The organism is Streptomyces sp. 8N114 (genome assembly GCF_052245835.1).
Classification (GTDB): domain Bacteria; phylum Actinomycetota; class Actinomycetes; order Streptomycetales; family Streptomycetaceae; genus Streptomyces.
The window spans coordinates 131,848-155,538 of the sequence record NZ_JBQQBT010000005.1 but is presented as its reverse complement, the minus strand read 5'-3'; the positions used below and the strand labels follow the sequence as shown (position 1 = coordinate 155,538).

Annotated in this window: 19 protein-coding genes and 1 pseudogene; 5 read left to right on the top strand and 15 right to left on the bottom strand. The window is 70.2% G+C overall.

The genetic code is table 11. The features are described from left to right. Positions 1-108 precede the first annotated feature (108 nt). The 4 genes from ACTWQF_RS13565 to ACTWQF_RS13550 all read right to left on the bottom strand — a co-directional run bounded on the left by ACTWQF_RS13565 (position 109) and on the right by ACTWQF_RS13550 (position 5,209). The gene (locus ACTWQF_RS13565; protein ID WP_443279599.1) at positions 109-1,308 is read right to left on the bottom strand and encodes an MFS transporter; all 1,200 of its coding nucleotides are present in this window, start codon (positions 1,306-1,308) and stop codon (positions 109-111) included. A 274-nt stretch (positions 1,309-1,582) separates the two neighbouring features. Further along, the gene (locus ACTWQF_RS13560) at positions 1,583-2,632 is read right to left on the bottom strand and encodes an endonuclease/exonuclease/phosphatase family protein (RefSeq protein ID WP_443279598.1); all 1,050 of its coding nucleotides are present in this window, start codon (positions 2,630-2,632) and stop codon (positions 1,583-1,585) included. A 269-nt stretch (positions 2,633-2,901) separates the two neighbouring features. After that, entirely contained in the window at positions 2,902-3,573 is a 672-nt protein-coding gene (locus tag ACTWQF_RS13555; RefSeq protein WP_443279597.1) for a TetR/AcrR family transcriptional regulator, read from the bottom strand. Positions 3,574-3,580: 7 nt separating this feature from the next. Further along, complete coding sequence (locus ACTWQF_RS13550) at positions 3,581-5,209, bottom strand: DHA2 family efflux MFS transporter permease subunit (protein WP_443279596.1); 1,629 nt, start codon at positions 5,207-5,209, stop codon at positions 3,581-3,583. Between the two features lie 174 nt (positions 5,210-5,383). Here ACTWQF_RS13550 and panB point away from each other — a divergent pair, with 174 nt between their 5' ends. The 3 genes from panB (at position 5,384) to ACTWQF_RS13535 (ending at position 8,244) form a co-directional block, all read left to right on the top strand. Then, positions 5,384-6,211 (top strand): 3-methyl-2-oxobutanoate hydroxymethyltransferase, encoded by an 828-nt coding sequence (panB, locus tag ACTWQF_RS13545; protein ID WP_443279595.1) that lies wholly within the window; start codon positions 5,384-5,386, stop codon positions 6,209-6,211. A gap of 147 nt (positions 6,212-6,358) precedes the next feature. Continuing rightward, positions 6,359-7,360, top strand: coding sequence for an ATP-binding cassette domain-containing protein (locus ACTWQF_RS13540; RefSeq protein ID WP_443279594.1), 1,002 nt, complete (start codon positions 6,359-6,361; stop codon positions 7,358-7,360). Beyond that, entirely contained in the window at positions 7,357-8,244 is an 888-nt protein-coding gene (locus tag ACTWQF_RS13535) for an ABC transporter permease (RefSeq protein WP_443279593.1), read from the top strand. The genes ACTWQF_RS13540 and ACTWQF_RS13535 overlap by 4 nt, the downstream gene beginning before the upstream one ends. A gap of 262 nt (positions 8,245-8,506) precedes the next feature. On the opposite strand, the gene ACTWQF_RS13530 is transcribed toward ACTWQF_RS13535, so the two are convergent. The 3 genes from ACTWQF_RS13530 to ACTWQF_RS13520 form a co-directional block, all read right to left on the bottom strand. Then, a complete protein-coding gene (locus ACTWQF_RS13530) occupies positions 8,507-11,950 on the bottom strand; it encodes an AfsR/SARP family transcriptional regulator (RefSeq protein WP_443279592.1) in 3,444 nt (1,147 codons plus the stop codon). A 291-nt stretch (positions 11,951-12,241) separates the two neighbouring features. After that, positions 12,242-12,622 carry a hypothetical protein gene (locus ACTWQF_RS13525; RefSeq protein WP_443279591.1) on the bottom strand — a complete coding sequence of 127 codons (381 nt, stop codon included), beginning with the start codon at positions 12,620-12,622 and terminating at the stop codon, positions 12,242-12,244. A 189-nt stretch (positions 12,623-12,811) separates the two neighbouring features. Next, positions 12,812-13,720 carry a LysR family transcriptional regulator gene (locus tag ACTWQF_RS13520; RefSeq protein WP_443279590.1) on the bottom strand — a complete coding sequence of 303 codons (909 nt, stop codon included), beginning with the start codon at positions 13,718-13,720 and terminating at the stop codon, positions 12,812-12,814. A 151-nt stretch (positions 13,721-13,871) separates the two neighbouring features. Here ACTWQF_RS13520 and ACTWQF_RS13515 point away from each other — a divergent pair, with 151 nt between their 5' ends. Both ACTWQF_RS13515 and ACTWQF_RS13510 read left to right on the top strand, forming a co-directional pair. Further along, a complete protein-coding gene (locus ACTWQF_RS13515; RefSeq protein ID WP_443279838.1) occupies positions 13,872-14,825 on the top strand; it encodes an EamA family transporter in 954 nt (317 codons plus the stop codon). Positions 14,826-14,947: 122 nt separating this feature from the next. Beyond that, positions 14,948-15,745 (top strand): site-2 protease family protein, encoded by a 798-nt coding sequence (locus ACTWQF_RS13510; RefSeq protein ID WP_443279589.1) that lies wholly within the window; start codon positions 14,948-14,950, stop codon positions 15,743-15,745. 55 nt (positions 15,746-15,800) lie between these two features. Here the strand turns inward: ACTWQF_RS13510 and ACTWQF_RS13505 are convergent, their stop codons facing one another. The 8 genes and pseudogenes from ACTWQF_RS13505 to ACTWQF_RS13470 all read right to left on the bottom strand — a co-directional run bounded on the left by ACTWQF_RS13505 (position 15,801) and on the right by ACTWQF_RS13470 (position 23,671). Continuing rightward, positions 15,801-15,995: a hypothetical protein gene (locus ACTWQF_RS13505; protein WP_443279588.1), complete on the bottom strand. Its 195-nt coding sequence runs from the start codon at positions 15,993-15,995 to the stop codon at positions 15,801-15,803. 53 nt (positions 15,996-16,048) lie between these two features. Next, positions 16,049-17,529, bottom strand: a pseudogene (locus ACTWQF_RS13500) (MFS transporter). A gap of 166 nt (positions 17,530-17,695) precedes the next feature. After that, entirely contained in the window at positions 17,696-18,367 is a 672-nt protein-coding gene (locus ACTWQF_RS13495; RefSeq protein WP_443279587.1) for a hypothetical protein, read from the bottom strand. Positions 18,368-18,402: 35 nt separating this feature from the next. Then, on the bottom strand, positions 18,403-19,116 hold the full coding sequence (gene npdG / locus ACTWQF_RS13490) for an NADPH-dependent F420 reductase (protein ID WP_443279586.1): 714 nt from the start codon (positions 19,114-19,116) through the stop codon (positions 18,403-18,405). Positions 19,117-19,200: 84 nt separating this feature from the next. After that, positions 19,201-19,764 carry a hypothetical protein gene (locus ACTWQF_RS13485; protein WP_443279585.1) on the bottom strand — a complete coding sequence of 188 codons (564 nt, stop codon included), beginning with the start codon at positions 19,762-19,764 and terminating at the stop codon, positions 19,201-19,203. 47 nt (positions 19,765-19,811) lie between these two features. Continuing rightward, positions 19,812-22,226, bottom strand: a complete 2,415-nt coding sequence (locus tag ACTWQF_RS13480) for a hypothetical protein (protein WP_443279584.1) — start codon at positions 22,224-22,226, stop codon at positions 19,812-19,814. Between the two features lie 13 nt (positions 22,227-22,239). Then, positions 22,240-22,689 carry a hypothetical protein gene (locus ACTWQF_RS13475; RefSeq protein ID WP_443279583.1) on the bottom strand — a complete coding sequence of 150 codons (450 nt, stop codon included), beginning with the start codon at positions 22,687-22,689 and terminating at the stop codon, positions 22,240-22,242. Between the two features lie 121 nt (positions 22,690-22,810). Further along, positions 22,811-23,671 (bottom strand): TrmH family RNA methyltransferase, encoded by an 861-nt coding sequence (locus ACTWQF_RS13470; RefSeq protein WP_443279582.1) that lies wholly within the window; start codon positions 23,669-23,671, stop codon positions 22,811-22,813. Positions 23,672-23,691 lie beyond the last annotated feature (20 nt).

Genomic DNA, 23,691 nt, shown 5'->3' with positions numbered 1-23,691 from the left:
GGGAAACTGCGCGCTCGACCACGACCCACCCGCAGTCTGCGCGCTTCGGGCAGGGGCAGCCCCGTCCCAGCACAGGGAGGAGGGCAAGCACCGCCGGACACGGCCTACCTAGTGGGTCGAGTGCGCCTCCACAGGCAGCTCGCCGGCGCGAGCGACCACGCGGGAGTCGCCGCGGTCCAGTACGCCCGCCGTGACGGCTATGGCGAGCCCGGCCAGGGCGAGGGCCGCGCCGACCAGGGTGGGGGATGTCCAGCCCCAGCCGGCGGCGATGACGGCACCGCCGAGCCACGCGCCGCCCGCGTTGGCGAGGTTGAACGCCGAGTGGTTGGAGGCCGAGGCGATGGTGGGCGCGTGCGAGGCGGCCCGCATCACCAGCATCTGGACCGGCGTGGTGATCAGGAAGCCGACGGCCCCCAGCAGCCCCACCAGCGCCAGCGCGGCCCACTTCACGGGCGCCGCGAAGTGGAAGGTGACCATCAGGGCGGCCATCAGACCCAGCGCCACATACAGGGTGCGGCGCGGGGCGCGGTCGGTCAGCGGGCCTGCGATCAGAGTGCCCAGCGTCATACCGATGCCGAAGAGGGCGAGCACCCAGGTGACCGAGGTGTCGGCAAGCCCTGTGACCTCGGTCATCATCGAGGCGAGGTAGCTGTAGACGGCGAACACGCCGCCGAAGCCGAAGACGGCGGTCAGCAGCCCGAGGACCACCTGGCGGTTGCCCAGGGCGCGCAGTTCGTGGCGTACGCCACCCTGGTGCTCAAGCGGCATACGGGGCACGAGCAGCGCGAGTGCCGACATCGCGACCAGCCCGATGAGGGTGACGACGACGAAGGTGGCGCGCCAGCCGAGTTGCTGGCCCAGCGCGGTGCCGCCGGGCACGCCGACGATGTTGGCGACTGTCAGCCCGAGGAACATCGTGGCCACGGCGCGGGCCGCGCGGCCCTCCTTCACGAGCCGGGCCGCGACCACGGCACCGACGCCGAAGAACGCACCGTGCGGCAGCCCCGCCAGCACCCGGCCGGCCAGCAGCGTGCCGAATCCGGGGGCGAGCGCCGAGGCGAGGTTGCCGAGGGTGAACAGCCCCATCAACAGCAGCAGCATCAGCTTGCGCGGGACGCGGGCGCCGACGGCGGTCAGCAGCGGGGCACCGAGTACGACACCGAGGGCGTAGGCGGAGACCAGGTATCCCGCGGTCGGTACGGACGTGCCGAGATCGTCGGCGACGTTCGGCAGCAGGCCCATCATCACGAACTCGGTGGTGCCGATTCCGAAGGCGCCCACGGCGAGTGCGAGCAGAGCCAGAGGCATGCGGAGAGAACCTTTCGCGTAAAGGAAGGTGTAACCGATTACATTGCCGAGCGCCCCGGACGGCCGGGTGCTCGAGGGAGGGTGGCGAGCCGACGCGGCTCGGGGCGGGGCGGTCGCACGAGGCGACACTGCCCCTATGTTTTGCTGTGCAACAAAGTCTCGCAGCCAGATGTGCCAGGGCGCAAAACGAGAGGTTACGGGGCGTGGAATCCTGCCGGCCCGGGCGATCCGGGGCTCCCTGCCCGCCGGGTACGCGCGATCCGCCGGATATGGCCTAGCCGGTCAGATCGATCTTCGCCGCGATCGGCAGGTGGTCGCTGTCGGTCGCCGGGAGCGTCCACGCGGAGACGGGGTCGGCGCCCTTGGCCATGATCTGGTCGATCCGCGCCATCGGGAACGAGGCGGGCCAGGTGAAGCCGAAGCCGTCCCCCGCCGCGCCCTGTGCGGAGCGCATCTGGGAGGTGATCGGCGCCAGCGCGCGGTCGTTCATGGTGCCGTTGAGGTCGCCGAGGAGGAGGACCTTGCCTGCCGGGTCGTTGGCGATCGCCTCACCGAGCGCGTCGGCGCTGCCATCGCGCTGCCCGGCCGTGAAGCCGGAGCGGAATTGCACCCGGACCGACGGCAGATGGGCGGCGTAGACGGCGACATCGCCCTTGGGCGTCTGCACCGTGGCACGCATGGCACGCGGCCAGCCCATCTTGATGTCGACCGTCCTGGTGTCCTTCAGCGGGTACTTGCTCCACAGCCCGACCGTGCCGGTGAGCTTGTGGTAGCGGTGCGTCCTGTCGAGCGCGGCCTGGTAGGAGGCTGCCTTCGCGGGGGAGACCTCCTCCAGCGCGATCACATCGGCCCCGGAGTCGACCAGCACCTTGGCAGTGCCCCGGGGGTCGGGGTTGCCCGCGTTGACGTTGTGGGTGACGACGGTGAGGTCACCGGCACCGCTGCCGGTCTTGTCCTCGAACAGACCGCCGAACAGGTTTGCCCACATCAACACCGGCAGCAGCAGCGCGATCAGCGCGGTGGCCGACCGGCGCAGCACGGCGGCGACCAGCAGCACGACGATCAGCAGCCCGCCCCACGGCAGGAACGTCTCCCACAGCGAGCCGAGGTTGCCGATGGCGTTGGGGACCTCGGCGTGCAGCCAGAAGGCGAGCCCCAGGAGTACGGCGGCCACCGCGACGATCCAGCCGCGCCGCCACTTCCCTGGCCCTGACCAGCCCCGGGAAGCACCGTCGGCGCGGCTGCCGGTGAACCGGGACCAGAGTCCCTGCCGTTCCCCGCCGTCCTCGCTGAAGGTGGCCTCCGACGTGTACACGCGCGCCATCCGCCGTCCGTCCTCACTTGCCTGTGTTGGTGCCCGATGAACGATAGGCGATGCCCGTTTTTATGCAGTTGAACCCTTCGGTTCGACTGCCGCTTTCGCCCTGAAGTCCGGTGTGGAATCTGAGAGAAGGACGAGAGCCGACAGCCCTCGGGTTCCGGCAGGTCGGGGCTGGTTCGCCACTGTGACACAACCCTCACGCAGCCTGTACGGCCCCCTGACCGGCCGTAGGGGCACGACCCACGCACCGGCCGCCGTCCGGTGACGGGATGTCACCTCCGAGGGCGGAGGCCGTCCAGAAAGGCGTCGACGATCTGGCGGGGCATCTCCTCGGGCAGCTCTTCCCAGTCGCGCAGCAGGATGCGGGCGAGGATCGGCGCCGTCAGCATGTCGACGAGGACGTCGATGTCGATGTCGCCGCGCAGCTCCCCGCGCTCGATCCCGCGCCGCAGTACGAAGGCCAGGCGCTCGCGGCGGGCGCTGATGACGGTTTCGTGGTAGCGCTTCCACAGCTCGGGGCGGCTGTGCACATGGCCGGCCAGCACCCGCAGCAGCGTGGAGCGCCGCTTGGCGAGACCGATCTGGCGCAGCCAGCTCAGGGCCCCGATGAGGACCTCGCGCAGCGGCCCGTCCCCGGGGCCCTCGTACGCCGGCTCCTCCATCTCCTTGACGACGTACAGGAACAGCTCGTCCTTGCCGGACCAGCGCCGGTAGACCGCGGCTTTGCCGACGCCCGCGGTGCGGGCGATCTGCTCGACGGAGAGGGCGTCGTAGGAGACGCCCTCCTCCAGGAGCCGTGTGACCGCGTCCAGGATGGCGCGCTCGACGGCCTCGCTGCGCGGACGCCCGCGCGCCTTGCCGGAGGGCTTTCCGGGCGGGAGGGACGGGTTCTCGCCGGCGTCCGGGAGCTCTCCCGCCGTACCCCTGTCACCCGCACGCTTCACCGCAGACTCACCGCTCCGTCCCCACTGGCTGCTTCTCCTCTTCCCCGCCGGTCTCATCTTCCCCCGCGGCCTCCGCAACGGGCTTGCCGGGCAGCCAGCCGGCGACGACCAGTGCGCCCAGCAGCGCGACGGCCCCGGAGACGAGCACGGTGGTGTGCATGGCGTCCACGAAGGCCGACTTGGCCGGGTCCACCAGCGCCCGCCCCGCCGGCCCCAGCCGGTCGGCGAGCGCGAGGGTGGCCTCGATGGACTCGCCGGCCGAGTGCTGCGCGTCGCCGGGCAGGTGCGGTACGGCGGCGAGGGTGCCGTCGACGCTGTCCCGGTAGCGGGTGGAGAGCAGCGAGCCGAGGACGGCCACCCCGAGCGCCCCGCCGACCTGGCGGAAGGTGTTGTTGACGGCCGAGCCGGAACCCGCCTTCTCGCGGGGCATCGACTGCATGATCGAGACGGTGGCGGGCGGCATGATGTACGCCATCGCGCCGCCGAGCACGAAGTAGATGACCTCCAACTGCCACAGTGGCGTCGTCTCGTCCAGCGTGGTGAAGGCGAACATGCTGACGGCGACCAGCACCATGCCCACCGTGCACACGGCCTTGGCGCCGAAGCGGGTGACAGCCTTGGCGGCACGCGGGGAGAAGATCATCTGGGCGACGGCCAGTGGGAGCATCAGCAGCCCGGCCTCCAGCGGGCTGAAGCCGCGCACGCTCTGGATGTAGAAGACGCCGAAGAACATCACCCCCATGAGCGCGAAGAAGACCAGGGCGATCGCGGCGACTGCGGCGGAGAACGCGGGATTGCGGAAGTAGCGCACATCGAGCGCTGGATGGCTGCTGCGCCGCTCGTGCAGCAGGAACAGCGCCAGGACGAGGACGCCGCCGCCCGTGGTGGCGAGCACCTTCGGGTCGGTGAAGTCGGCCAGCTGGCCGCCTTCGATGATCCCGTAGACCAGCAGCACCAGCCCGGCGACCGAGAGCAGCACGCCCAGCGGGTCGAGCCGGCCCGGCGCCGGGTCGCGGGAGTCGGGCACCAGCGCCAGGTTGGCCACCAGCGCGACGAGCACGACGGGTGCGTTGACGAAGAAGACCGAGCCCCACCAGAAGTGCTCGAGCAGCAATCCGCCGGTGATGGGGCCGATGGCGACACCGAGCCCGACGGCGCCCGCCCAGATGCCGATGGCCTTGGGCTGTTCCTCGCGCGGGAAGACGTTCATCAGGATGGCCAGGGTGGCCGGCAGCACGAAGGCCGCCCCGAACCCCATCAGGGCGCGGTAGACGATCAGTTCGCCCGGCCCGGTGGAGAAGGCCGCCAGCACGGAGCCCAGGCCGAACACCAGCAGCCCGGCCATGAGCACCTTCTTGCGGCCCAGCCGGTCACCGAGGAGGCCCGCGGTGAACAGGAGACCGGCGAAGACGAGCGTGTAGGCGTTGATGGCCCACTCCAACTCGCTCTGGGTGGCGCCCAGTCCGACGGGCGCGGGCCGGGCGAGGGTCTTCATCGCCACGTTGAGGATGCTGTTGTCCAGGACGACGACCAGCAGACTGAGCATCAGTACACCGAGGACCGTCCACCGGCGCGGGTGGAGCGCCTCGGCTTTCCCGGACACCTCTGGTGCAGCAGAAGAACTGGGGCTACTCATGGCAGGCAGCGTAGGTCCTGTTTTCGAAACGGGATCGTTCCGTTTCGTAAAAACTTCGTCATGCGTCACCCCGCCCCCGGCCCTCTACCGGGTGACAGAGGGGCGTGCCAGCATGGGACGCAGATCCGGAGACGCCGTACGGGCGCTTCGAGACGACAACAGGAGTCATCAGCCATGCCACAGACTCTCTACGGGGGAACCCGTAATCGCCGTGTGACCGTGCGCGACCTCGCACTCGCCAAGGAGCGGGGCGAGAAGTGGCCCATGCTCACCGCCTACGACGCGATGACCGCCTCCGTCTTCGACGAGGCCGGCATCCCCGTCCTGCTCGTCGGCGACTCGATGGGCAACTGCCATCTCGGCTACGAGACGACCGTGCCGGTCACCATGGACGAGGTCACCATGCTGACCGCCGCCGTCGTACGGGGTACCGACCGCGCTCTGGTCGTTGCCGACCTGCCGTTCGGCTCGTACCAGGAGGGCGAGGTCCAGGCGCTGCGCAGCGCCACCAGGCTCGTCAAGGAAGCCGGTGCGCAGGCCGTCAAGCTGGAGGGCGGCGAGCGCTCCGCCGACCAGATCGGGCTGCTGGTGCGGTCGGGCATCCCGGTGATGGCACACATCGGACTGACCCCGCAGTCCGTGCACGCCATGGGCTACCGGGTGCAGGGGCGCGGCGAGGAGGCCGCGCACCAGTTGATGCGGGACGCCAAGGCCGTCCAGGACGCCGGGGCCTTCGCCGTCGTCCTGGAGATGGTGCCCGCACCGGTCGCCGCCGAGGTCACCCGGGCGCTGCATGTGCCCACCGTCGGTATCGGCGCGGGGAACGACTGCGACGCCCAGGTGCTGGTGTGGACCGATATGGCGGGCCTCACCCCGGGCAAGCTGCCGCGCTTCGTGAAGCAGTACGCCGCGCTGCGTACGACGCTGGGCGACGCGGCGCGGGCCTTCGCCGAGGACGTCGTCGAGGGCGCCTTCCCGGCGGCGGAGCACTCCTTCGAGTAGCCCCTTCGAACCACTCCTTCCGCAGCTCTTTCCAGTGAGCGGCGCGACGGCCCACCGACAGACCCGGCTCGGGTGTCCGATTCGGGTGTCGGTGGGCTGTCGGTCGTTTGTCGGTCGTTTGTCAGTGGGGCCTGGCACAGTGGCGGCATGACGCGAGAGAAGACGACGAACGCGGTCGAGGTCCGCGGACTGGTCAAACACTTCGGGGAGACGAAGGCCGTCGACGGCATCGACCTCGATGTGCGCGAAGGCACCGTGATGGGTGTGCTGGGCCCCAACGGCGCGGGCAAGACGACGCTCGTCCGGATGCTCTCCACGCTCCTGCAACCCGACGCGGGCACGGCGAAGGTCGCCGGGTTCGACGTGGTGCGCCAGCCCCGCGAGTTGCGCCGCACGATAGGTCTGACCGGCCAGTACGCCTCGGTGGACGAGAAGCTGGCGGGCTGGGAGAACCTCTACATGATCGGGCGGCTGCTCGACCTGCCCCGTACGGAAGCACGCAAGCGCGCCGACGAACTGCTGGAGCGGTTCTCCCTCACCGAGGCGGCCCGGCGCCCCGTGATGAAGTACAGCGGCGGTATGCGGCGCCGGCTCGACCTGGCGGCTTCCATGATCGGCCGCCCCAAGGTGCTGTATCTGGACGAGCCCACCACGGGTCTCGACCCGCGCACCCGCAACGAGGTGTGGGACGAGGTCAAGAGCATCGTGGCCGACGGCAACACCGTGCTGCTCACCACGCAGTACATGGAGGAGGCCGAGCAGCTGGCCGGCGAGCTGACGGTCGTCGACCGCGGCCGGATCATCGCCGAGGGCCGGGTGCCCGAGCTGAAGGCGAAGGTCGGCGGCCGCACGCTGGAGATCCGCCCGGCGGACCCGGGCGAGCTGACGCGGATGGTCGGAGCCGTCGCCCAGGCAGGTCTGGACGGGGTTGCCGGTGCCACCGCGGACGAGGAGTCGGGCGTCGTCAGCGTCCCGATCGTCAGCGACGAACAGCTGACGGCCGTCGTCGCGCTGCTGGGCGAACGCGGCTTCGCGATAGCCGACATCGCCACCCACCTGCCCAGCCTGGACGAGGTGTTCCTGGCCCTCACCGGCCAGAAGGCCACCCACCAGGACGACGAGAACGAGCTCGAGGAGGTCGCGGCGTGAGTACCGCCACCGTCAAAGCACCCGGGCCCGAGCAGGCCCCGACCGGCTCCGGGTCCGGGACGGACCGCGCACCCGGCAAGCCCGGCACGGTAGAGGGCCGCATCGGACTGCGGGCCAACCTGCGGCACATCGGCGCGCTCGTCCGCCGCAACGCGCTGCAGATCAAGCAGGACCCCGAGTCGATGATGGACGCACTGCTGATGCCCATCATCTTCACGCTGCTGTTCGTCTACGTCTTCGGTGGTGCCATCGGAGGGGGCGGCGGCAACGGCAGCCGGCAGCAGTACATCCAGTATCTGATCCCCGGCATGATGGGCATGATGGGCATGTCCATCGCGATGGCCGTCGGCACAGGCATCAACGAGGACTTCCGCAAGGGCGTGATGGACCGCTTCCGGTCCATGCCGATAGCCCGCTCCTCGGTGCTGATAGCCAAGTCGGTGGTGGAGATCGGCCGGATGCTGGTCGCCGTCACCGTGCTGCTGACCGTGGGTTTCCTGGTCGGCTTCGACATCCACGGGCACTGGCTGGGCATGCTGGCCGCCATCGGGCTGACCGCGCTGTTCGGCGCTTCACTGCTGTGGATCTTCATCCTGCTGGGCCTGACGATGAACACGGCCCAGGCCGTGCAGGGCGTCTCCTTCCTGGTGCTGATGCCGCTCCAGTTCGGCTCCTCGGTCTTCGTGCCGCCCGGCACCATGCCCGGCTGGCTGAAGACGTTCACCGACATCAACCCGCTCACCCATGTCGCCGACTCCGCCCGCGGGCTGATGCTCGGACGGGGCGAGGTCGCGAGCCCGGTGATGTGGACGGTGATCTGGGCCGTCGGCCTCACCCTGGTCACGGCGCCGATCGCCATCTCCAAGTTCCGCAAGAAGACCTGACGGTCTTTGCCGCCCCACCTTGTCGCCCCGACTTGCTGTGCTTGGGCACTCTGCGCCTGGGGGTACACCCTGCTCGAAGAGCCTGGGGGCGCAGGGTGGGCAAGCGCACCCACCCTGCTGCGCTTGGGCAGTCTGCGCCAGGGGCGCAGGGTGGGCAAGCGCAGCACGGGCCACCGGGCCGCAGACGAAGGGCGCCCACGCAGCGGTGCGGGTGCGGCCGTCGCGCGAGTGCGGGGCACCCAATGGCCGCGGCGGGACCCCGTCAGGCGTCGCGGACCAGGTTGACGGCCTCTTGGAGGGAGAGGTCACGACCAGAGGCGTACGCCCTCGCATACGCCTCCTCGGAAGACAGCACTTCCCGCACAGCCGCCTCCGCGGCCGCCCGCGACTCGCGCTCGACGGGGTGCGGGAAGTGCCCCTCCGGAAGCTGCGACAGACCGTCGTAGGCACCCACCAGCGACCCGGCCTCCTCGCCGCGGCCGAGCGCGGCCAATGCCTGGGCGGCGCTCAGCAGCTGACTTAGCGTCAGGTGCGGAGCGACCGCCTCCGCCATCAGATCGCGGGTCTTGACGATGGACCCGCGCAGCTTGGCCAGCGCCTCGTCCGGCTTGCCCTCGACGACGTACGACCAGGCCGTGATCCCCTCGATCATCCCCGCGAACAGCTGCGGCACCCGGTCGGCGAACTCCTCCTCCAGCGGGCTCAGCAGCTCCCTGCCCCGCACGGGCTCCCCCTGCCGGATGAGGTGCACGGCGTACTGGACGGCCGCGAAGTTGGGGCCGTCGCCATGGAGGTGCTCGGACTCCTCGACCGCCTCCCGCATCAACCGCACGCCCTCCACGACGAGTTCCGGGTCGTCCAGCTCCACCAGCACCGAGCCGAGCCGGGACTTGAGCTGCGGCACCTGGCTGTGGGCGCCCAGTTGCTCGGCCCGCGTGATGGCCAGCCTGCACGCCTCGGCAGCGCGGGCGAACTCCCCGCGTGCGGTGAGCGCCTCGGCACGGCCGGAAAGCGCCTCGGCCTCGCCCCAGGCGTCCCCCATCCTGCGGAAGATCTCCAGGCTCTCCGCCGCGTCCGCCGCCGATCTCTCCCAGCTGGCGGGGTGGTCGCTGGTCAGCTTGGCGCGCAGCTGGAGGGCGAAGGCCAGCTCCCACTCGTAGCCCAGCTCACGGCAGCCGGCCACGAACGCGTCGGACAGCTCGGCAAGTTTCCCGAAGTTGCCGGTCATCAGCCATGCGAAGAACCACATACAGCCGGGGATGCGGCACACCTGCGGCATCCCCGGGGAGTAGACCTGGGTGACGTTGCGCAGTTCGGCCTGCCGCCCAGGGCTCTCCAGACTCTCGACGCCGTCCTCGGCATCGGCCAGCACCATCAGCCGCACCCCGCGCCGGGCCTCCCACAGCTGCTCCTCGCTCATCGGCGGCGGCGTGGCCGTGCACGGTTCGTACAGCGGTGGCGCGGGACGCGGCGGCGTGGCGAAGGGATCGGGGCCGAGCGAGAGCGCGGCCTCGCTCCAGTTGCGCGAGTCGGCGCGGTGGCCGCGCAGCTGCCAGAACCAGGTCATCGACAGGATCAGACACAGCGCCTCGTGCTCGTCGCGCGCGGCGATCGCCCGGCGCAGCGCGGTGCGGATGTTGTCGTGTTCGCACTCCAGCCGGTCCAGCCACGTCACCTGCTGGGGTCCGCGCAGCAACGGGTCGGCCTTCCGGGCCAGTTCGCGGTAGACGGTCAGATGGCGGCGCTCGGCGTGCTCCCGTTCGCCGGGCACCGCGTCCAGCTTCTCGGCCGCGTACTCGGCGACGGTCTCCAGCAGCCGGTAGCGCATCCCGGCCGCGCCCTCCCCGGGTACGGCCACCACCAGCGACTTGTCGACAAGGGAACTCAGCAGCGCGGCAGCATCCTCGGCGTCTCCGTCCGCCTCCTCGACGAGATCCGCGCACACCTCCTCGGCCTGCTCCAGCTCGCAGCCGCCTGTGAAGACCGCCAGCCGCCGCAGCACCGCACGCTCCGCCGCGTCCAGCAGCTCCCACGACCAGTCCACAACCGCGCGCAGCGTCTGCTGACGGGGCAGGACAGTGCGGTTCCCGCTGGTCAGCAGCCGGAACCGGTGGTCGAGGCGGCGGGCGAGCTGACCGGGCGTCAGCGAGCGCAGCCGGGCCGCCGCCAGCTCGATCGCCAGCGGCAGCCCGTCGAGCCGGCGACAGATCTCCGCGCATGCCTCCGGGTCGTCCTCGATCCGGAAACCGGGCCGCGCCGAGGCGCCCCGCTCGGCGAGGAGCCGCAGCGCCACCGGGTCGGGCAGCGGCTCGACGGGACGCACGAACTCCCCGGGAACCCCGAGCGGTTCGCGGCTGGTCGCGAGCACGGTGACGCCCGGGCACTCCACCAGCAGCGTCTCCACCACCCGGGCCGCCGCGTCGATGAGGTGCTCGCAGTTGTCCAGCACCAGCAGCATCCGGCGGGCCGCACAGCGCTCGGCGAGCTGGGCGAGGGGGTTCCCTGCGATGGGATCGGTCGCCGCGCGCAGCCCCTCGGCGGTGGTGCCGGTCAGCACCGTCTCGCGACCGCCGAGCGCGGTGAGCACGGCCTCGGCCGTCGCGCCCTGGTCGTGCGGGTCGCGTACGGCGGCGAGTTCGGCCACCCAAACGCCGTCCGCCCACTCCGCGCCCCGCTCGGCGCGCGCCCGGGCCGCCGTCTCCACCGACAGCCGCGTCTTGCCCGCCCCTCCGGGCCCGGTGAGCGTCACCAGCCGCGCCGTGCCGAGCTCCTGGCACAGCGCGTCGATCTCCATCTCCCGCCCCACGAACGAGGTCACACCGGCGCGGAGGTTGCCGGGAGCCCGCCGGAACGGCCGCGGCTCACGGGGAACGGCCGCGTGTGCGGCGGCATGCGGTACGGGATGTATTGCGGCGGACGTCGCCGTGGAGTGCGTCGCGGGCCGGTTCGCAGCGGGGACAACCGTCTCGTCGGCCAGCAACTCCGCGTGCAGGGCGCGCAGCTCGGGGCTCGGGTCGGTGCCGAGCTGGTCGGTGAGCCGGGTTCTGACCGTTTCGTACGCCGCCAGTGCCTCGGCGGTACGCCCCGCGTCGCGCAGGGCGCGCAGCAGCAGCGCCTGGAGCGGCTCGTTCAGCGGGTGCTCGTCGGCGAGCTGCCGCACCGTGGGCAGTACGGATTCGGCATGGCCCAGCGCGAGCGCTGCCTCGGCCCGGTGGCGGCGTGCGGCCAGTGCGCGGTCGGCGGCGCGGACAGCGGCGGCCCCTCCCCCGTCGGGCAGGTCGGCCAGCGCGGGGCCGCGCCAGAGCGCGAGGGCGTCGTCGAGCAGGTCGGCGGCCTTGACCGGGTCGCCGTCCGCGAGGGCTGCCGCGCCCTCGGAGGCCAGCCGCTCGAAGCGGTACAGGTCGATGTCGTCGCGGGTCGCCACCAGCCGGTAGCCGCCCTCGACGGAGCCGACCGCCTCCCGCCCCAGCGACCTGCGCAGCCGCCCGACGAGCGCCTGGAGCGCTGCCGTCTCGTCAGCGGGCGGGTCCTCGTGCTGCGACCACACGGCCGCGGCGAGCTCACCGGCGTGTACGGCGCGGCCTCCCGCGAGGGCGAGCGCGGTCAGCAGAGCCCGCAGCCTTGCCCCGCCGATCGGCACGGTGGTGCCGTCTTCGCGGAGGGCCTGGGTGGTGCCCAGAACGCGGTAGAGGTAGCGCACCCCCACATACTGCCACCGGTCCCGCGCCGCCCCGTCGGCAGTCGGCCCCTGCCAGCTGGAGCAGCGGGCGGCGCCCCGTGCATAGGGTGGCCGGCATGACTGCGACACGGAGTACGTCGCTGGTGGGGGCCGTCGGCTACGCGGGATCTCTCGCCCTGCTGCCTTGGACGCTGAGAGCGGACCGGCCGGTGTTCGGCTGAGCCTCGCCGCGCGGCACCGAGCCGGCGCCGGCCGGGCAATGGAACGGGCCGGGGTCACGGCACTCCGTGTCCCCGGCCCGGGCGTTTCTGCCGCAGGTCAGCCGTGGTGGTGGTGCGGGTGGCAGTGCTTGCCGCGGACCCACTTGGGAGTGTTGGCCCAGCCGGAGACGCCGTGCTTGGGCACGCACACGACCTTCTTGTGGTGCTTGCCGTGGTGGCCCTTGCGGGTCTCGATGGTGAACGTGCCGCGGATGAGGCCCTTGCGCGGCGCGTTGATGGCCTTGCAGTGGCCGATGCCGACCGCGGCGTGGTGGTGCTTCACCAGCTTGTCGCAGATGTAACCGCGCTTGTGGTGGTGGCCGCCGCTCGGCCCGTCACCGGCGACCGCCGCCACCGGCGCCATGCCCACCAGAGCGGTCGCCATCGCCGCCACCACGGACAGGGCCCGTACGCGACGGGTCGTTTCGGACTTCCTCATTCTGTGGTCCTTTCGCTTTCCCAGTCTGCTCCGCCTCCACCGGCGGGAGTTCGGGGGGTGTGCAGTCGCACACGTTCAGCAGAGCAGGCGAGCCGGGCTCCGGCGCCGATACATGACGCCAAGTCACCCGTTGAGCGAGTCCAGACCACCCTCTCGGTCGCATACGCACGAGGGCGGCGGCACTGCCCGCTACGGGAGCGGGTCGGCGCCCGCGGCTTCGCGCATGGCACGCACCGCCGCACTGACCGCCGGACGGTTCAGGAGACAGTCGCGGGTGACGGCGAACAGGCGGCGAGTCGGGACGGGTACCAGCGGGCGCAGCACCGCCCCCGCGGGCAGCGGACCCCGCCCCAGGTGGGGCAGCAGGGCGATGCCCAGGCCCTCCGCCACGAGGGCCACCTGGGTCTGGAACTCGGCCACGTAGTAGGCGACGTCCGGTTCCTGGCCCGCGGTCCGCAGCGTCGTGTGCAGCCAGTCGTGGCAGACCGTGCCGGGCGGCTGGCACACCCATCGTTGGCCGGCCAGGTCCGCCGTGACGAGCTTGTCGCGCGCGGCGAGCGGATGTCCGGCGGGCACCAGCACCTCGCAGGTGTCCTCGCCCAGCGGGATGCTGCGCACCCCTTCGGGGGCCGGCATCGGCGTGATGTCCCAGTCGTGGGCGAGGGCCAGGTCAATCTCTCCCCTGGCCACCAGCCCCACCGACAGATGCGGGTCGACCTCCGACATCCGCAGATCCAGTTGCGGGTGGTCGGCGGCGAGTCCCGCCAGCACGCGGGGCATCAGACCGCGGGCCCCGCTGGGGAACGCGGCGAGCCGCAGCCGGCCCTCCGGACGGCCCTTGCGCTCCTCCAGCGCGACCTCCGCCCGCTCGGCGAGACTGAGCATCTCCTCAGCCGTACGAACGAGCATCAGCGCGTCGTCCGTCAGCGCGATGCCGCGCCCCTGCCGCTCCAGCAGCGTGGTGCCGGTCTCCCGCTCCAGCTTGGCGATCTGCTGGGAGACGGCGGACGGGGTGTAGCCGAGCGCCTGCGCGGCGCCGCCCACCGAACCGTGCAGCTGGACGGCGTGCAGGGCGCGCAGCCTGGACAGGTCGAGCATGCTTCGCTCCTCGTTCCTCGTTCCTCCCCGTCCCGCGGACGCTCCCGCCGGACAGCTCTCAGCCAGGACACTTCAGTATTGCTGAATCCAACCATGCACGAATCTGTGCTGGTGCTGAACGATGTGGACGGCGACGATCAAAGGCATGCGTCTGCGTCCCCTTCACATCGCCCTCGCGGTGCTCGTCACCGCCATCTGGGGCTTCAACTTCGTCGTCATCGAGCTCGGGCTGCGGCACTTCCCGCCGCTGCTGTTCTCCGCCCTGCGCTTCCTGGTCGCCGCGCTGCCCGCCGTCTTCTTCGTCCGCCGCCCGCGCGTGGCGCTGCGATGGATCCTGGGGGTCGGACTGATGCTGGGCGTGGCGAAGTTCGGGCTGCTGTTCCTGGGCATGCACCAGGGGATGCCCGCCGGGCTCTCCTCGCTCGTCCTCCAGGTGCAGGCGGTCTTCACCGCGGTGTTCGCCGCGGTGACGCTGGGCGAACGGCTCGGCCGCGTACAGCTGACCGGGATGGCCGTGGCGCTGGCCGGGATAGCGGTGGCCGCCGTCGGCCAGGGCGCCTCAGGCCCGCTGGGCGCTTTCCTCCTCGTCATCGCCGCCGCCGCGGCATGGGGCGTCTCCAATGTGCTGACCCGCAAGGCCGCGCCGCCCGACGCGCTGTCGTGGATGGTGTGGGTCTGTCTCGTCCCGCCGCTGCCGCTGTTCGTCCTCTCCCTGCTGTTCGAGGGGCCGTCCGCCGATCTGGCCGCGCTGCGCTCTCTCGATCTGGGCGGTCTGAGTGCCATCTGCTTCATCGCCTGGGTCGCCACGCTGTTCGGCTTCGGTGCCTGGGGCTTCCTCCTGCGGCAGTACGACGCCTCGTCGGTCGCTCCCTTCACGCTGCTGGTGCCGGTGTTCGGCATGACCTCCGCCGCGCTGCTGCTCGGCGAGGGCATCACCGCGCTGGACGCCCTCGCCGCCGCGCTGCTGATCGGGGGCGTCACGCTGGTCTCCCTGGCGGGCGGGCGCCGCGCCGGGGGTAAGCCGGTACCGCCCCCGGCGGTGCAGGAGAGGGCACCGGTGGCCGAGGGGGCACCGGTGGCCGAGGGGGCGGGTTCGCGGGGCTGACGGCGTGGTGCCGATACGAGCAAGGCAGGCCACTACGGGCCAATGGCACGCTCGCGTACCAACGTCCCGTATCGTGCGCGCGGTTCGCGGGGGGCGGGCCGCTGCCGGTACGGTCTGGCTCCATGACCAGCGCAGCCACCCACCCGGACCATCACCGGATCAGCCCGGTCTTCCTCGGACTCGTCGCGATCATGGCGGTCTCCGGCTGGGCCGTATGGTCCGGCTGGGCCGAGGTGACGGGCGTGGCCGTCTTCTTCTTCGTCGTCTCCGGGTGGATCGTCTCGCTGTGCCTGCACGAGTACGCGCACGCACGGTCCGCGCTGGGCGCGGGGGACGTGTCCGTGGGGGCGAAGGGGTATCTCACGCTGAACCCCCTGCACTACACCCATGCGATGCTCAGCATCGTGCTGCCGGTGATCTTCGTCGTCCTCGGCGGCATCGGACTGCCCGGAGGTGCGGTCTACATCGAACGGGGCCGGATCAGGGGGCGCTGGAAGCACAGTGTGATCTCGGCGGCGGGACCGCTGACGAACGCGCTGTTCGCGGCCGTGCTCACGGCGCCGTTCTGGCTCGACGCCATGCACGATGTGCCCGTCGCCTTCCGCTGCGCCCTCGCCTTCCTCGCGCTGCTCCAGGTGACGGCCGCGCTGCTGAACCTGCTGCCGGTGCCGGGGCTCGACGGCTTCGGCATACTCGAACCCTGGCTGTCTCCGCGGGCCCGGCAGCAGGCGGAGCCGTTCGCTCCGTTCGGCTTGCTGATCGTCTTCGGCTGCCTGTGGATCCCGCAGGTCAACGAGGTCTTCTGGGACTTCATCGATGCCCTGCTGCGCGGCATGAACGTCTCCGAGCTGGAGACCTACCTCGGCCTCGAGTACTTCCGCTTCTGGGAGGGCGAACCCCAGAACGTCCTGCTCCCCTGAGGGCCGCCGAGTGCGCTCGCCCCGGGGGCCGCGGGGGCGGAGCCCCGCCGTCCGGTTACTCGGCGACCCGGGCCGTACGGCGGTGGTAGTACCAGGCCATGTTGGAGGTCAGGCCCGCCAGCAGTACCCATACGATGCCGAGCCAGCTGCCGTTCGCGAAGGAGACCACGGCTGCGACGACGGCGAGGACGCAGATGACGGTCGCGTAGAGGGCGAGGCCCTTGGGGATGCGGCGGGTGGCGGCTGGCATGGCTCGGTCTCCAACGAGAGGGGCGGTGCGCTGTGTGCACCCGTCATTCTCCCTCACGCCTCCCGGCGTGCGGCGCGGCGCCCGTACACGATGTCGACGACGGCCACCACCAGCGCGCCCGCGACGAAGCACACGGCGGTGAGCAGGCCGTAGTCCAGCGCGGTCGCCCAGTTGTGGCTGCTGGCGAGCCAGGCGAAGAACACGGCGCCCACGGCGGCGATCCCGGCGGCGGAGCCGATCCGCTGGCCGGTCTGGATCACACCGCCTGCGGCGCCGCCCTGGGCGACGGGCACGGAGCGCAGCGCGAGCGTCTGGTTGGGGGCGATGACCAGCCCGGAGCCAAGGCCCGCACACAGCATGGGCCCGATCAGCGCCCAGCCCACGCTGCTGTTCTGCACTTCGTGCACGGCCAGCGCCGCGCCCGCGAGGCCGACCAGGACGAGCACCAGGCCGACGGCGATCAGCGGGCGGCCCACGCGGATGATGAACCGGCCGCCCACGGCGGCGGAGACCGCCGAGCCGAGGGCGAAGGGGGTCAGGGTGAGTCCGGCCTGCAGCGCGCTGTAGCGCATCCCCTTCTGCAGGAAGAGCGTGAAGATGAAGAAGATCGTGGTGAATCCGGCGAAGTAGACCAACCCCAGCAGCGTTCCCAGCGAGTACGAACGGTCCCGGAAAAGCCGCAGGTCGACCAGGGGTTCGTTGCCGCGGCGCAGATAGAACCGCTCCCACCACACGAAGGCGCCGATCAGCGCCGCGCCCAGCGGCACCAGCAGCCATTTGCCCTGGCCTGGCCACTGCCGTTCCTCCACCAGCGGCAGCATCACGGAGAGCACCCCGGCGCCCAGCAGCAGCACGCCGGCCGGATCCAGGGTGTGCCGGTGCTCGGTGTCGCGCTCGGCGCACGCGCGGGGTACCAGGCGCAGGGCGAGGAGAAAGGCGATGATGCCGATGGGCAGGTTGACGAAGAAGACCCAGCGCCAGCCCTCGTCGGCGCCGAAGCCCTGGATGAGCAGCCCGCCCAGCAGCGGGCCGACCGCGGTCGACAGGCCGATGGTGGAGCCGAGCATCCCGAACGCCTTGCCGCGTTCGGCGCCGCGGAACAGCTGCTGGATCATGCCGGAGATCTGCGGCATCACCAGTCCGCCGCCCACGCCCTGGAGCAGCCGGGCGCCCACCAGCCACCCAGCCCCCTGGGGGCGAAACCGCAGGCCATGGAGGCGACGATGAACAGGACCAGGCCGCCGACGAAGGCGGTGCGCCTGCCCAGCGCGTCGCCGATCCGGCCGGAGGGGACGAGGACGAGGCCGAAGGTGAGGGCGTAGCCGGACACCACCCAGGAGAGCGCGGACTCCGAGGCACCCAGCCCCTTCTCGATGGCGGGCAGCGCGACGTTCACGATGGAGACATCCAGCAGCGACATGAAGCCGACGAGGAGACACACCGACAGGGCCTTCCAGCGCCGTGGGTCCGGCGTGTACGCGTGCTCATCCGACGTCGCCCCGGCCCGCCCGGCGGGTGCGGGCTGCTCTGCCATGCCCCCATGATGGTCGCGGCAGGTGCGGCCCGCATGTCTTGCGTATCCGGCATGGGGGCTGCGCTTGCCCACCCTGCAGCCCGCAATCGAGCGCCCCCTCACCGGTACGACGAGGGCCCCCTCACCGGAACAACGAGGTGGCGGAGCAAAGCACGCCGGGCACGACCTAGCCGCGGGCCCTGGCCTGGGCCGCGAGCCGGCCGGCCAGCTCGGTGACCTGGCCGCGGGAGAGCACCCGCGTACGGTCGGCGCCGATGGCGCCGATGCTGACGACGAGGGCGAGGTCCCCCTTGCCGGTGGCCGGCAGCCGGACCGCGGCGACGTTACCGCTGGAAGTGAGCAGCGGTTCGCCGGGCTTCGCCCGCTGCGCCCGGACCGCGAACGTACGCAGATCGTCCATGGAGATCGCGGCGTCGTGCTGGATCTGCGGCAGCAGCACATCGACGGCGGTGTCCTTGGTGACGCCGACGGTGAACAGGCGTACCCGCTCCTTGCCGAGGCGGTAGCCGCAGTCGACCAGTGCGCCGTCGACCCGGGCCAGCGGTGAGCCGTCGTCGTCGGGCAGCTCGCCCTCGACGGAGCCGGCCTTGACGGCACCGGCGCCGTCCACACCGGCGGCCCGCGCCGCACCGGCCAGGTCGTAGGGGACGGGGCACTCGGCACCGGGCCGGGCCGCCATCCGCTTGACGGCGGCCACGCTCAGCGGCGCGGGCCGGTGCTGCTTGCCCCGGCCGCTGCCCTCGCTGTCGTCCCCGCCGTGCTGCGAGCAGCTGGCGAGCACCGCCGCCACCACGACGGCGACCGTCCAGCCGCCGCCGGGGATCTTCCGCTCCCCCACCGTGTGCTGCCGCTCCCGTCCCTCAGCCGCCGGTCTCAGATGTCGGTGAGGCGGATACCCGCGTGCGCCTTGTAGCGCCGGTTGACGGAGATGAGGTTGGCGACCAGCGACTCCACCTGGTGCGCGTTGCGCAGCCGTCCGGCGAAGACACCGCGCATACCGGGGATACGGGCCGCCAGTGCCTGCACGATCTCGCAGTCGGCGCGCACCTCGCCCAGCACCATCACATCCGTCTCGATCTCCTCGACCTCCGGGTCGGAGAGCAGTACGGCGGACAGATGGTGGAAGGCGGCCGTCACCCGCGACTCGGGCAGCAGGGCCGCGGCCTGCTCGGCGGCGCTGCCCTCCTCGGGCACCAGCGCGTAGGCGCCCTTCTTGTCGAAGCCGAGCGGATTGACGCAGTCCACGACGAGCTTGCCCGCCAGCTCCTCGCGCAGCGACTCGATCGTCTTGGCGTGCCCTTCCCACGGGACGGCGACGATCACGATGTCGGAGTCACGGGCACACTCGGCGTTGTCCGCGCCCCGCACCCCATGCCCGATCTCCTCGGCCGCCTGCTGCGCCCGTTCGGCGGCCCGCGACCCGATGGTGACGGCCATCCCCCCGCGCGCGAGCCGATACGCCAGCCCCCTCCCCTGGTCCCCGGTCCCCCCGAGCACCCCGACCCGCATCCCGGACACATCCGGCAGCTCCCAGGGGTCCTTCTTGGGCGCACTGGCATTGGCGGCAGAAGAGGCAGCAGAAGTCATACGCCGCATCCTGCCATCCGCTCACGCGGGGCGTGCGGGGCGTCGGCCGTGAAGGTGATCACGTCCCCGCCAGGACAGGGAGGCTCACCTGCTCTCGCAGGGAAGCCTCTTCACGACCTCAGCCATGGCCACCTGGGCGAGTTCACCAAACACCTTGTGAGCCCGGTCAGGGTCGTCGTTGAGCGGGGTGTCGTTGGCGTAGATATCGACCAGGTATCTCGTGAATGACGCGTCATCATCACCACGCGGGCGGGGGCAGTCAATCGCGGCAACTGCACCGTTCTGCCAGGTGGCCACGTCGTAGGGACCTGTGTATTTTTTCGGCTTGTCCCGGGTGTTGTGCCACTTGATCGCCTCGGTTGGCGTCGAGGGGGCCGCTTTATCGTTCACCTCGGCCCATTCTCCCGAAACAGTGACAGTGAGTTCGCCGTCCACGAAATAGGAGCAACCCTGCGAAGTAACTCTTGAGCTTCCGAGTTTCACTGGATCCTCGTCTCGGTAGATCTTATTGCCCGGCCCGAATAGGGGGGAATATTTTTTCTCAGGGATCGACAGCCCGCACAAACTCTGGGGGACGCTGTACTTACGTTCCGGCGCCTGACTGCAGGATGTAAGCATCACCACAAAGCCGACCAGGAAGATGAACACCCCGGAACGCCTATCACCGCGTGAACCGATCCTCACCCGCCGCACCCCTACTCCGTGGGTCCCGTGCTGCCATGAGAGCCTGACGTACCTGAACCATCCTGGAAGCCAGCAATGGATTCAATCCGCACGCCATCCATTACACCGTCGAGAATTTCCCGGTCCAAACCAGCCTCTCGCCCCACACTTTCCGCCAGATCATTATGGAAATTCCGAACCCGCTCTTGAGTCTCAGAGAAATTGTATCTCCCCTGACTTTCACCCTTTTCAGCCTCGGTCGGCACGTCCTTCTTGATCTGCTCCATGACGGCAGCACTCAAATCCTCCTGAGCCCATCCCGTCGGAGCGGCCAGCATCGCTCCACCACCTTGCCCGCCCCCAATATTTCCGGTCCCCAGACCAACAAATCTGTTGACCCATTTGCTGGCCTCGTCGGCGTTCTTGTTGAAGTCACTGGCCTTGGCGATCTTTTCGTCGTACAAGGCATCCGCTTTTGCTTCGCTGAGGATCCCTGATACATACGCGCCACCGGCCACCGCGTCACCGGCGTAGTCGCGGGCGTCGCTCGCGTCAACTTCCGGCGGAAGATTGTTGAGCACGTGCCGAAGATGTTCAGCGGTGTACATCTGCTGGGATGCCTTGACGACGCCATACCCGTAGGGATCCCGTCCGACCTGGTTCAGGTACTCATGAAGCGCACCGGCATCAAAGTTCGCAGCGTGCCCCCTCACCTTCAGGTCGTTGTCGCCATACGTCTCGCGCTGCACGTCGCCGGGGTAGTCCGCAATCATCTCCGCGAGGGTCCGCCGAAAGCCGACGAAATCCTCGCCCTTGGCGATCGGCGAGACCTCTCCCTTACCGGGCGGTCCACCGAACACCCGCACAGCCTCTTCCATAACATTCGCATTGGCCGCAGAGTGATCGGGCGGTGTTGCGGAGGCAGTAGCATCCGGAAGCCGACCAGTAGCCCCGGCCTTCAGCGCGGCCTCGAATCCATTCCGGGCATCGCTGTCAATTTTGTCGTCCCCGTTAGTGGTATCTGGGCCAACGGCAGCGTCGGGAGAGTTGATGATTTTCCAATCCCTGTCCTTGACGAGATACTCAAGGCGGTCGTTCTTCTCCGGCTTGCCGTCTGCCGGGTTCGGATCGGAAGCAGGGTTCAGATAGCTGGCTGCGGCGTCGGGGTCCTTGGCCATGATGCCGAGGAGGCCGTCGTAGGGGTCGTTGGCGACAGGGGTTCGCTCTCCGCCGAGGAAGCTCGCCCCCTCCTTGTCGGTGCCCCGCCGGTCCCAGACATGTGGGTCCTTCTCCTCGGCGGCGCGGACGTCATCGGCTAAGTCGTGCAGCATCTGGGGTGAGTAGCCTTCTCCGTGCTGCATCAGGGTCACCAATGTCGGGTAGCCGAGGCCCGTAACCTTTGTTTGCGGTGCCGTTCCTGCCCTGCCGTAGGTGTGGGACCACTCCTTGACTCCGGCCTCGCGCATGTCCTCGCGCCAGTCCTTGTAGAAGGCGCCGTCCTTGCTGTGCAGCCAGGCACGGTACTTGTCGCCGTACTCCGCCTGGCCGGCGTCGAGTACCTTCCCCTTCTCGTTTCGGAAGGTCGGCACCCTTGTCGCGGTGGCCAGCGAAGTAGCGAGGTCCTCTCTTATGCCCTGGAACTGGCTTCGGTTCCCCTTGTCGCCTCTGTCCCCCAGGGCATTCAATTGGTAACCGGCCTCGATCAGTCCCTCGGGGCCGAGGGAGTCGAGCAGGGTCCGGGTAAATCGCTTGTCGTCGGAGTTCGCGCGCAACATCACCTGGAGTTCGCGTCGCTCTGCCGGGCTGAGTCCGCCACCCTTCTTCGCGGAATCGAGGTGCCCGGTCAGCTCAGCCGATCGCTGGGCAGCGTGCTTCTCCACGTCGCCCACAGCCTTGCTGTTGAACCCGCCCGATTCGCCCTTGCCGTCCGTGTCCTTTGCGGCGGCTTTCAGCGCCAGCATGTTGTCGTAGTCCACGTCGTCGACGTGTTTGACCGCCTCTTGGATGCGGCGGTTCCATTTGGCTTCGGTGTCCATACGGCTGGGGTCGTGCAGGGCGCCTTGGGCTTCCTCGTCCGTCATCTTGCTGGTGTCGAGGTTGCACTTGCCGTACTCGTCGACCTTCATGCCGCCTTCGTGGATGGCCTGGTCGCGAACCTTCTTCAGGTGTTCGCGGGCCTCGACCAAGCGGCCATGCGCGTCGTCCAGCAGTTCGGCGATCCTGGTCGCCTGGCGTTTCGCTGCGGACAGCTCGTGGAGGGTGATGTCCGAGGACGTCCAGAAGGCAGTCGCGGACTCACCCGCCCAACCGGTGAGCTTCTTTCGGACGTGGTCGCGGTAGTTGTCCCGCAGCGTCCCGCAACGCTTCGCCATCGCCCGCCAGTTCTTGGCTGTCTCCGTGAGTGCGGAGAAGCGGGCATTCATGATGTCGTGGTACGTCAGTTCCATACCGGCCCGCCCGTCACAGGTCGTTGAGACGGCTGCTGCTGGGCGGAGTCAGCAGGCTGTTGAAACCCCGGACACGGTCCAGCTCCTGGTTCTGGAAGGCGACCTTCGTGGCGTTGAGGGCGTGCATCTCGCTTCTGAGCCGGCCGGCGGCCTTCTTCCAGGCCGCTTCCCACCGTTCCAGGCAGAAGTCGAGTCCCTTCCTGGTGTCCCAGCCCCGTAACTCGCCAGGCGTGGTGTTGCTGCTGCCGAAGACGCTGGTCGACGCCAGCACGGCCTGGCCGCCCTCGCGTAACGCGGCCGGGCCGAGTTCCTTCTCGATATAGCCGGCGGCAGCACGCTTGTCGGCCGCCGTCACCGACAGGTCCGCGCCGTCTTCCCTCTTCCCCCCGGCGTTACTCGGTGCGCCGTTGAGTTGCGTACGGGCGGACCCACCCGCGTGGCTCCACTCTTCCTTGAAGGACAACGCCTTCCCCCCTGCTGTTCGGTGAACTCGATTCCCCCGTGCTCTCCCGCACCGCAGTCTGTGCGTACATGCATACGTACTGTAACAAGCCGAGTGCCCACCGCCCGTGCGTTCGACGAAGTCAACCGTCTGCGCCGGCCACCGCCTGGCCACGGCCCGCAAGAAGCCGTTGCCTGGCTGCCTCGTACAGGACCGCCGTCGCGGCGTTGGCGGCGTTGAGGGAGGAGGCGGTGCCGTGCATGGGGATGTGGACGGTGTGGTCGCAGCGTTGGCGCCAGGTGGTGCTGAGGCCGGTGGTCTCGTTGCCGATGAGGAGGAGGACAGGGCCGGTCAGGTCGGCGTCGAAGAGGGCGGTGTCACCGTGTTCGTCGGTGCCGATGACGGTGATGCCGTGGCCGGACAGCCAGTCGTCGACCTGGCGTGGGGAGGGGACGCGGACGGCGGGGAGGGAGAAGAGGGAACCGGTGCTGGCGCGTACGGATTTGGGGTCGTAGACGTCGGCGGCGTGCCCGGTGACGATCAGCCCGTCGGCACCGAAGGCGTCGGCGGAGCGGATGAGGGTGCCGATGTTGCCGGGGCTGGTCGGGCGATCGAAGAGGACGCCGAGGAAGGCCGGGCCGACAGGGATGCGGGACAGGTCGTCCTCGGGCAGGCGGGCCACCGCCACCAGTTCGGCGTCTCCCTCCGTGCGCTCGCTCAGTTCGGCGAGGAGTCCGGGCGCCATGGCGATGCGCTCGCCGGGCGCGGGCGAGTCGAGCAGTGCGCGGGCCCAGTCCGACAGCCGGCGGCCCTCGGCGTACAGCAGGGCGCTGATCGGCCAGCCGCCTTCGACGGCGAGCGTGATCGGGCGTACGCCCTGGACCAGGAACTCCCCCGCGCGCTGCCGCTTGCTGCGGTTGGTCAGCAGAGCCTGCCACTGCTGGAATCGGGCGTTGCGGGTGGTGATGCGGTGAGTCCGCCGCGTCTGTGGAACCTGGGGCATTCGGTCGAGAGTAGCGGGGG

Excerpts from the sequence above, each read along its gene's own strand:
- ACTWQF_RS13565 (WP_443279599.1), bottom strand. The coding sequence starts at position 1,308 with ATGCCTCTGGCTCTGCTCGCACTCGCCGTGGGCGCCTTCGGAATCGGC.
- ACTWQF_RS13550 (WP_443279596.1), bottom strand. The coding sequence starts at position 5,209 with ATGAGTAGCCCCAGTTCTTCTGCTGCACCAGAGGTGTCCGGGAAAGCC.
- ACTWQF_RS13480 (WP_443279584.1), bottom strand. The coding sequence starts at position 22,226 with ATGGAACTGACGTACCACGACATCATGAATGCCCGCTTCTCCGCACTC.
- ACTWQF_RS13510 (WP_443279589.1), top strand. The coding sequence starts at position 14,948 with ATGACCAGCGCAGCCACCCACCCGGACCATCACCGGATCAGCCCGGTC.
- npdG (WP_443279586.1), bottom strand. The coding sequence starts at position 19,116 with ATGACTTCTGCTGCCTCTTCTGCCGCCAATGCCAGTGCGCCCAAGAAG.
- ACTWQF_RS13540 (WP_443279594.1), top strand. The coding sequence starts at position 6,359 with ATGACGCGAGAGAAGACGACGAACGCGGTCGAGGTCCGCGGACTGGTC.
- ACTWQF_RS13470 (WP_443279582.1), bottom strand. The coding sequence starts at position 23,671 with ATGCCCCAGGTTCCACAGACGCGGCGGACTCACCGCATCACCACCCGC.
- ACTWQF_RS13525 (WP_443279591.1), bottom strand. The coding sequence starts at position 12,622 with ATGAGGAAGTCCGAAACGACCCGTCGCGTACGGGCCCTGTCCGTGGTG.
- panB (WP_443279595.1), top strand. The coding sequence starts at position 5,384 with ATGCCACAGACTCTCTACGGGGGAACCCGTAATCGCCGTGTGACCGTG.
- ACTWQF_RS13520 (WP_443279590.1), bottom strand. The coding sequence starts at position 13,720 with ATGCTCGACCTGTCCAGGCTGCGCGCCCTGCACGCCGTCCAGCTGCAC.
- ACTWQF_RS13560 (WP_443279598.1), bottom strand. The coding sequence starts at position 2,632 with ATGGCGCGCGTGTACACGTCGGAGGCCACCTTCAGCGAGGACGGCGGG.
- ACTWQF_RS13505 (WP_443279588.1), bottom strand. The coding sequence starts at position 15,995 with ATGCCAGCCGCCACCCGCCGCATCCCCAAGGGCCTCGCCCTCTACGCG.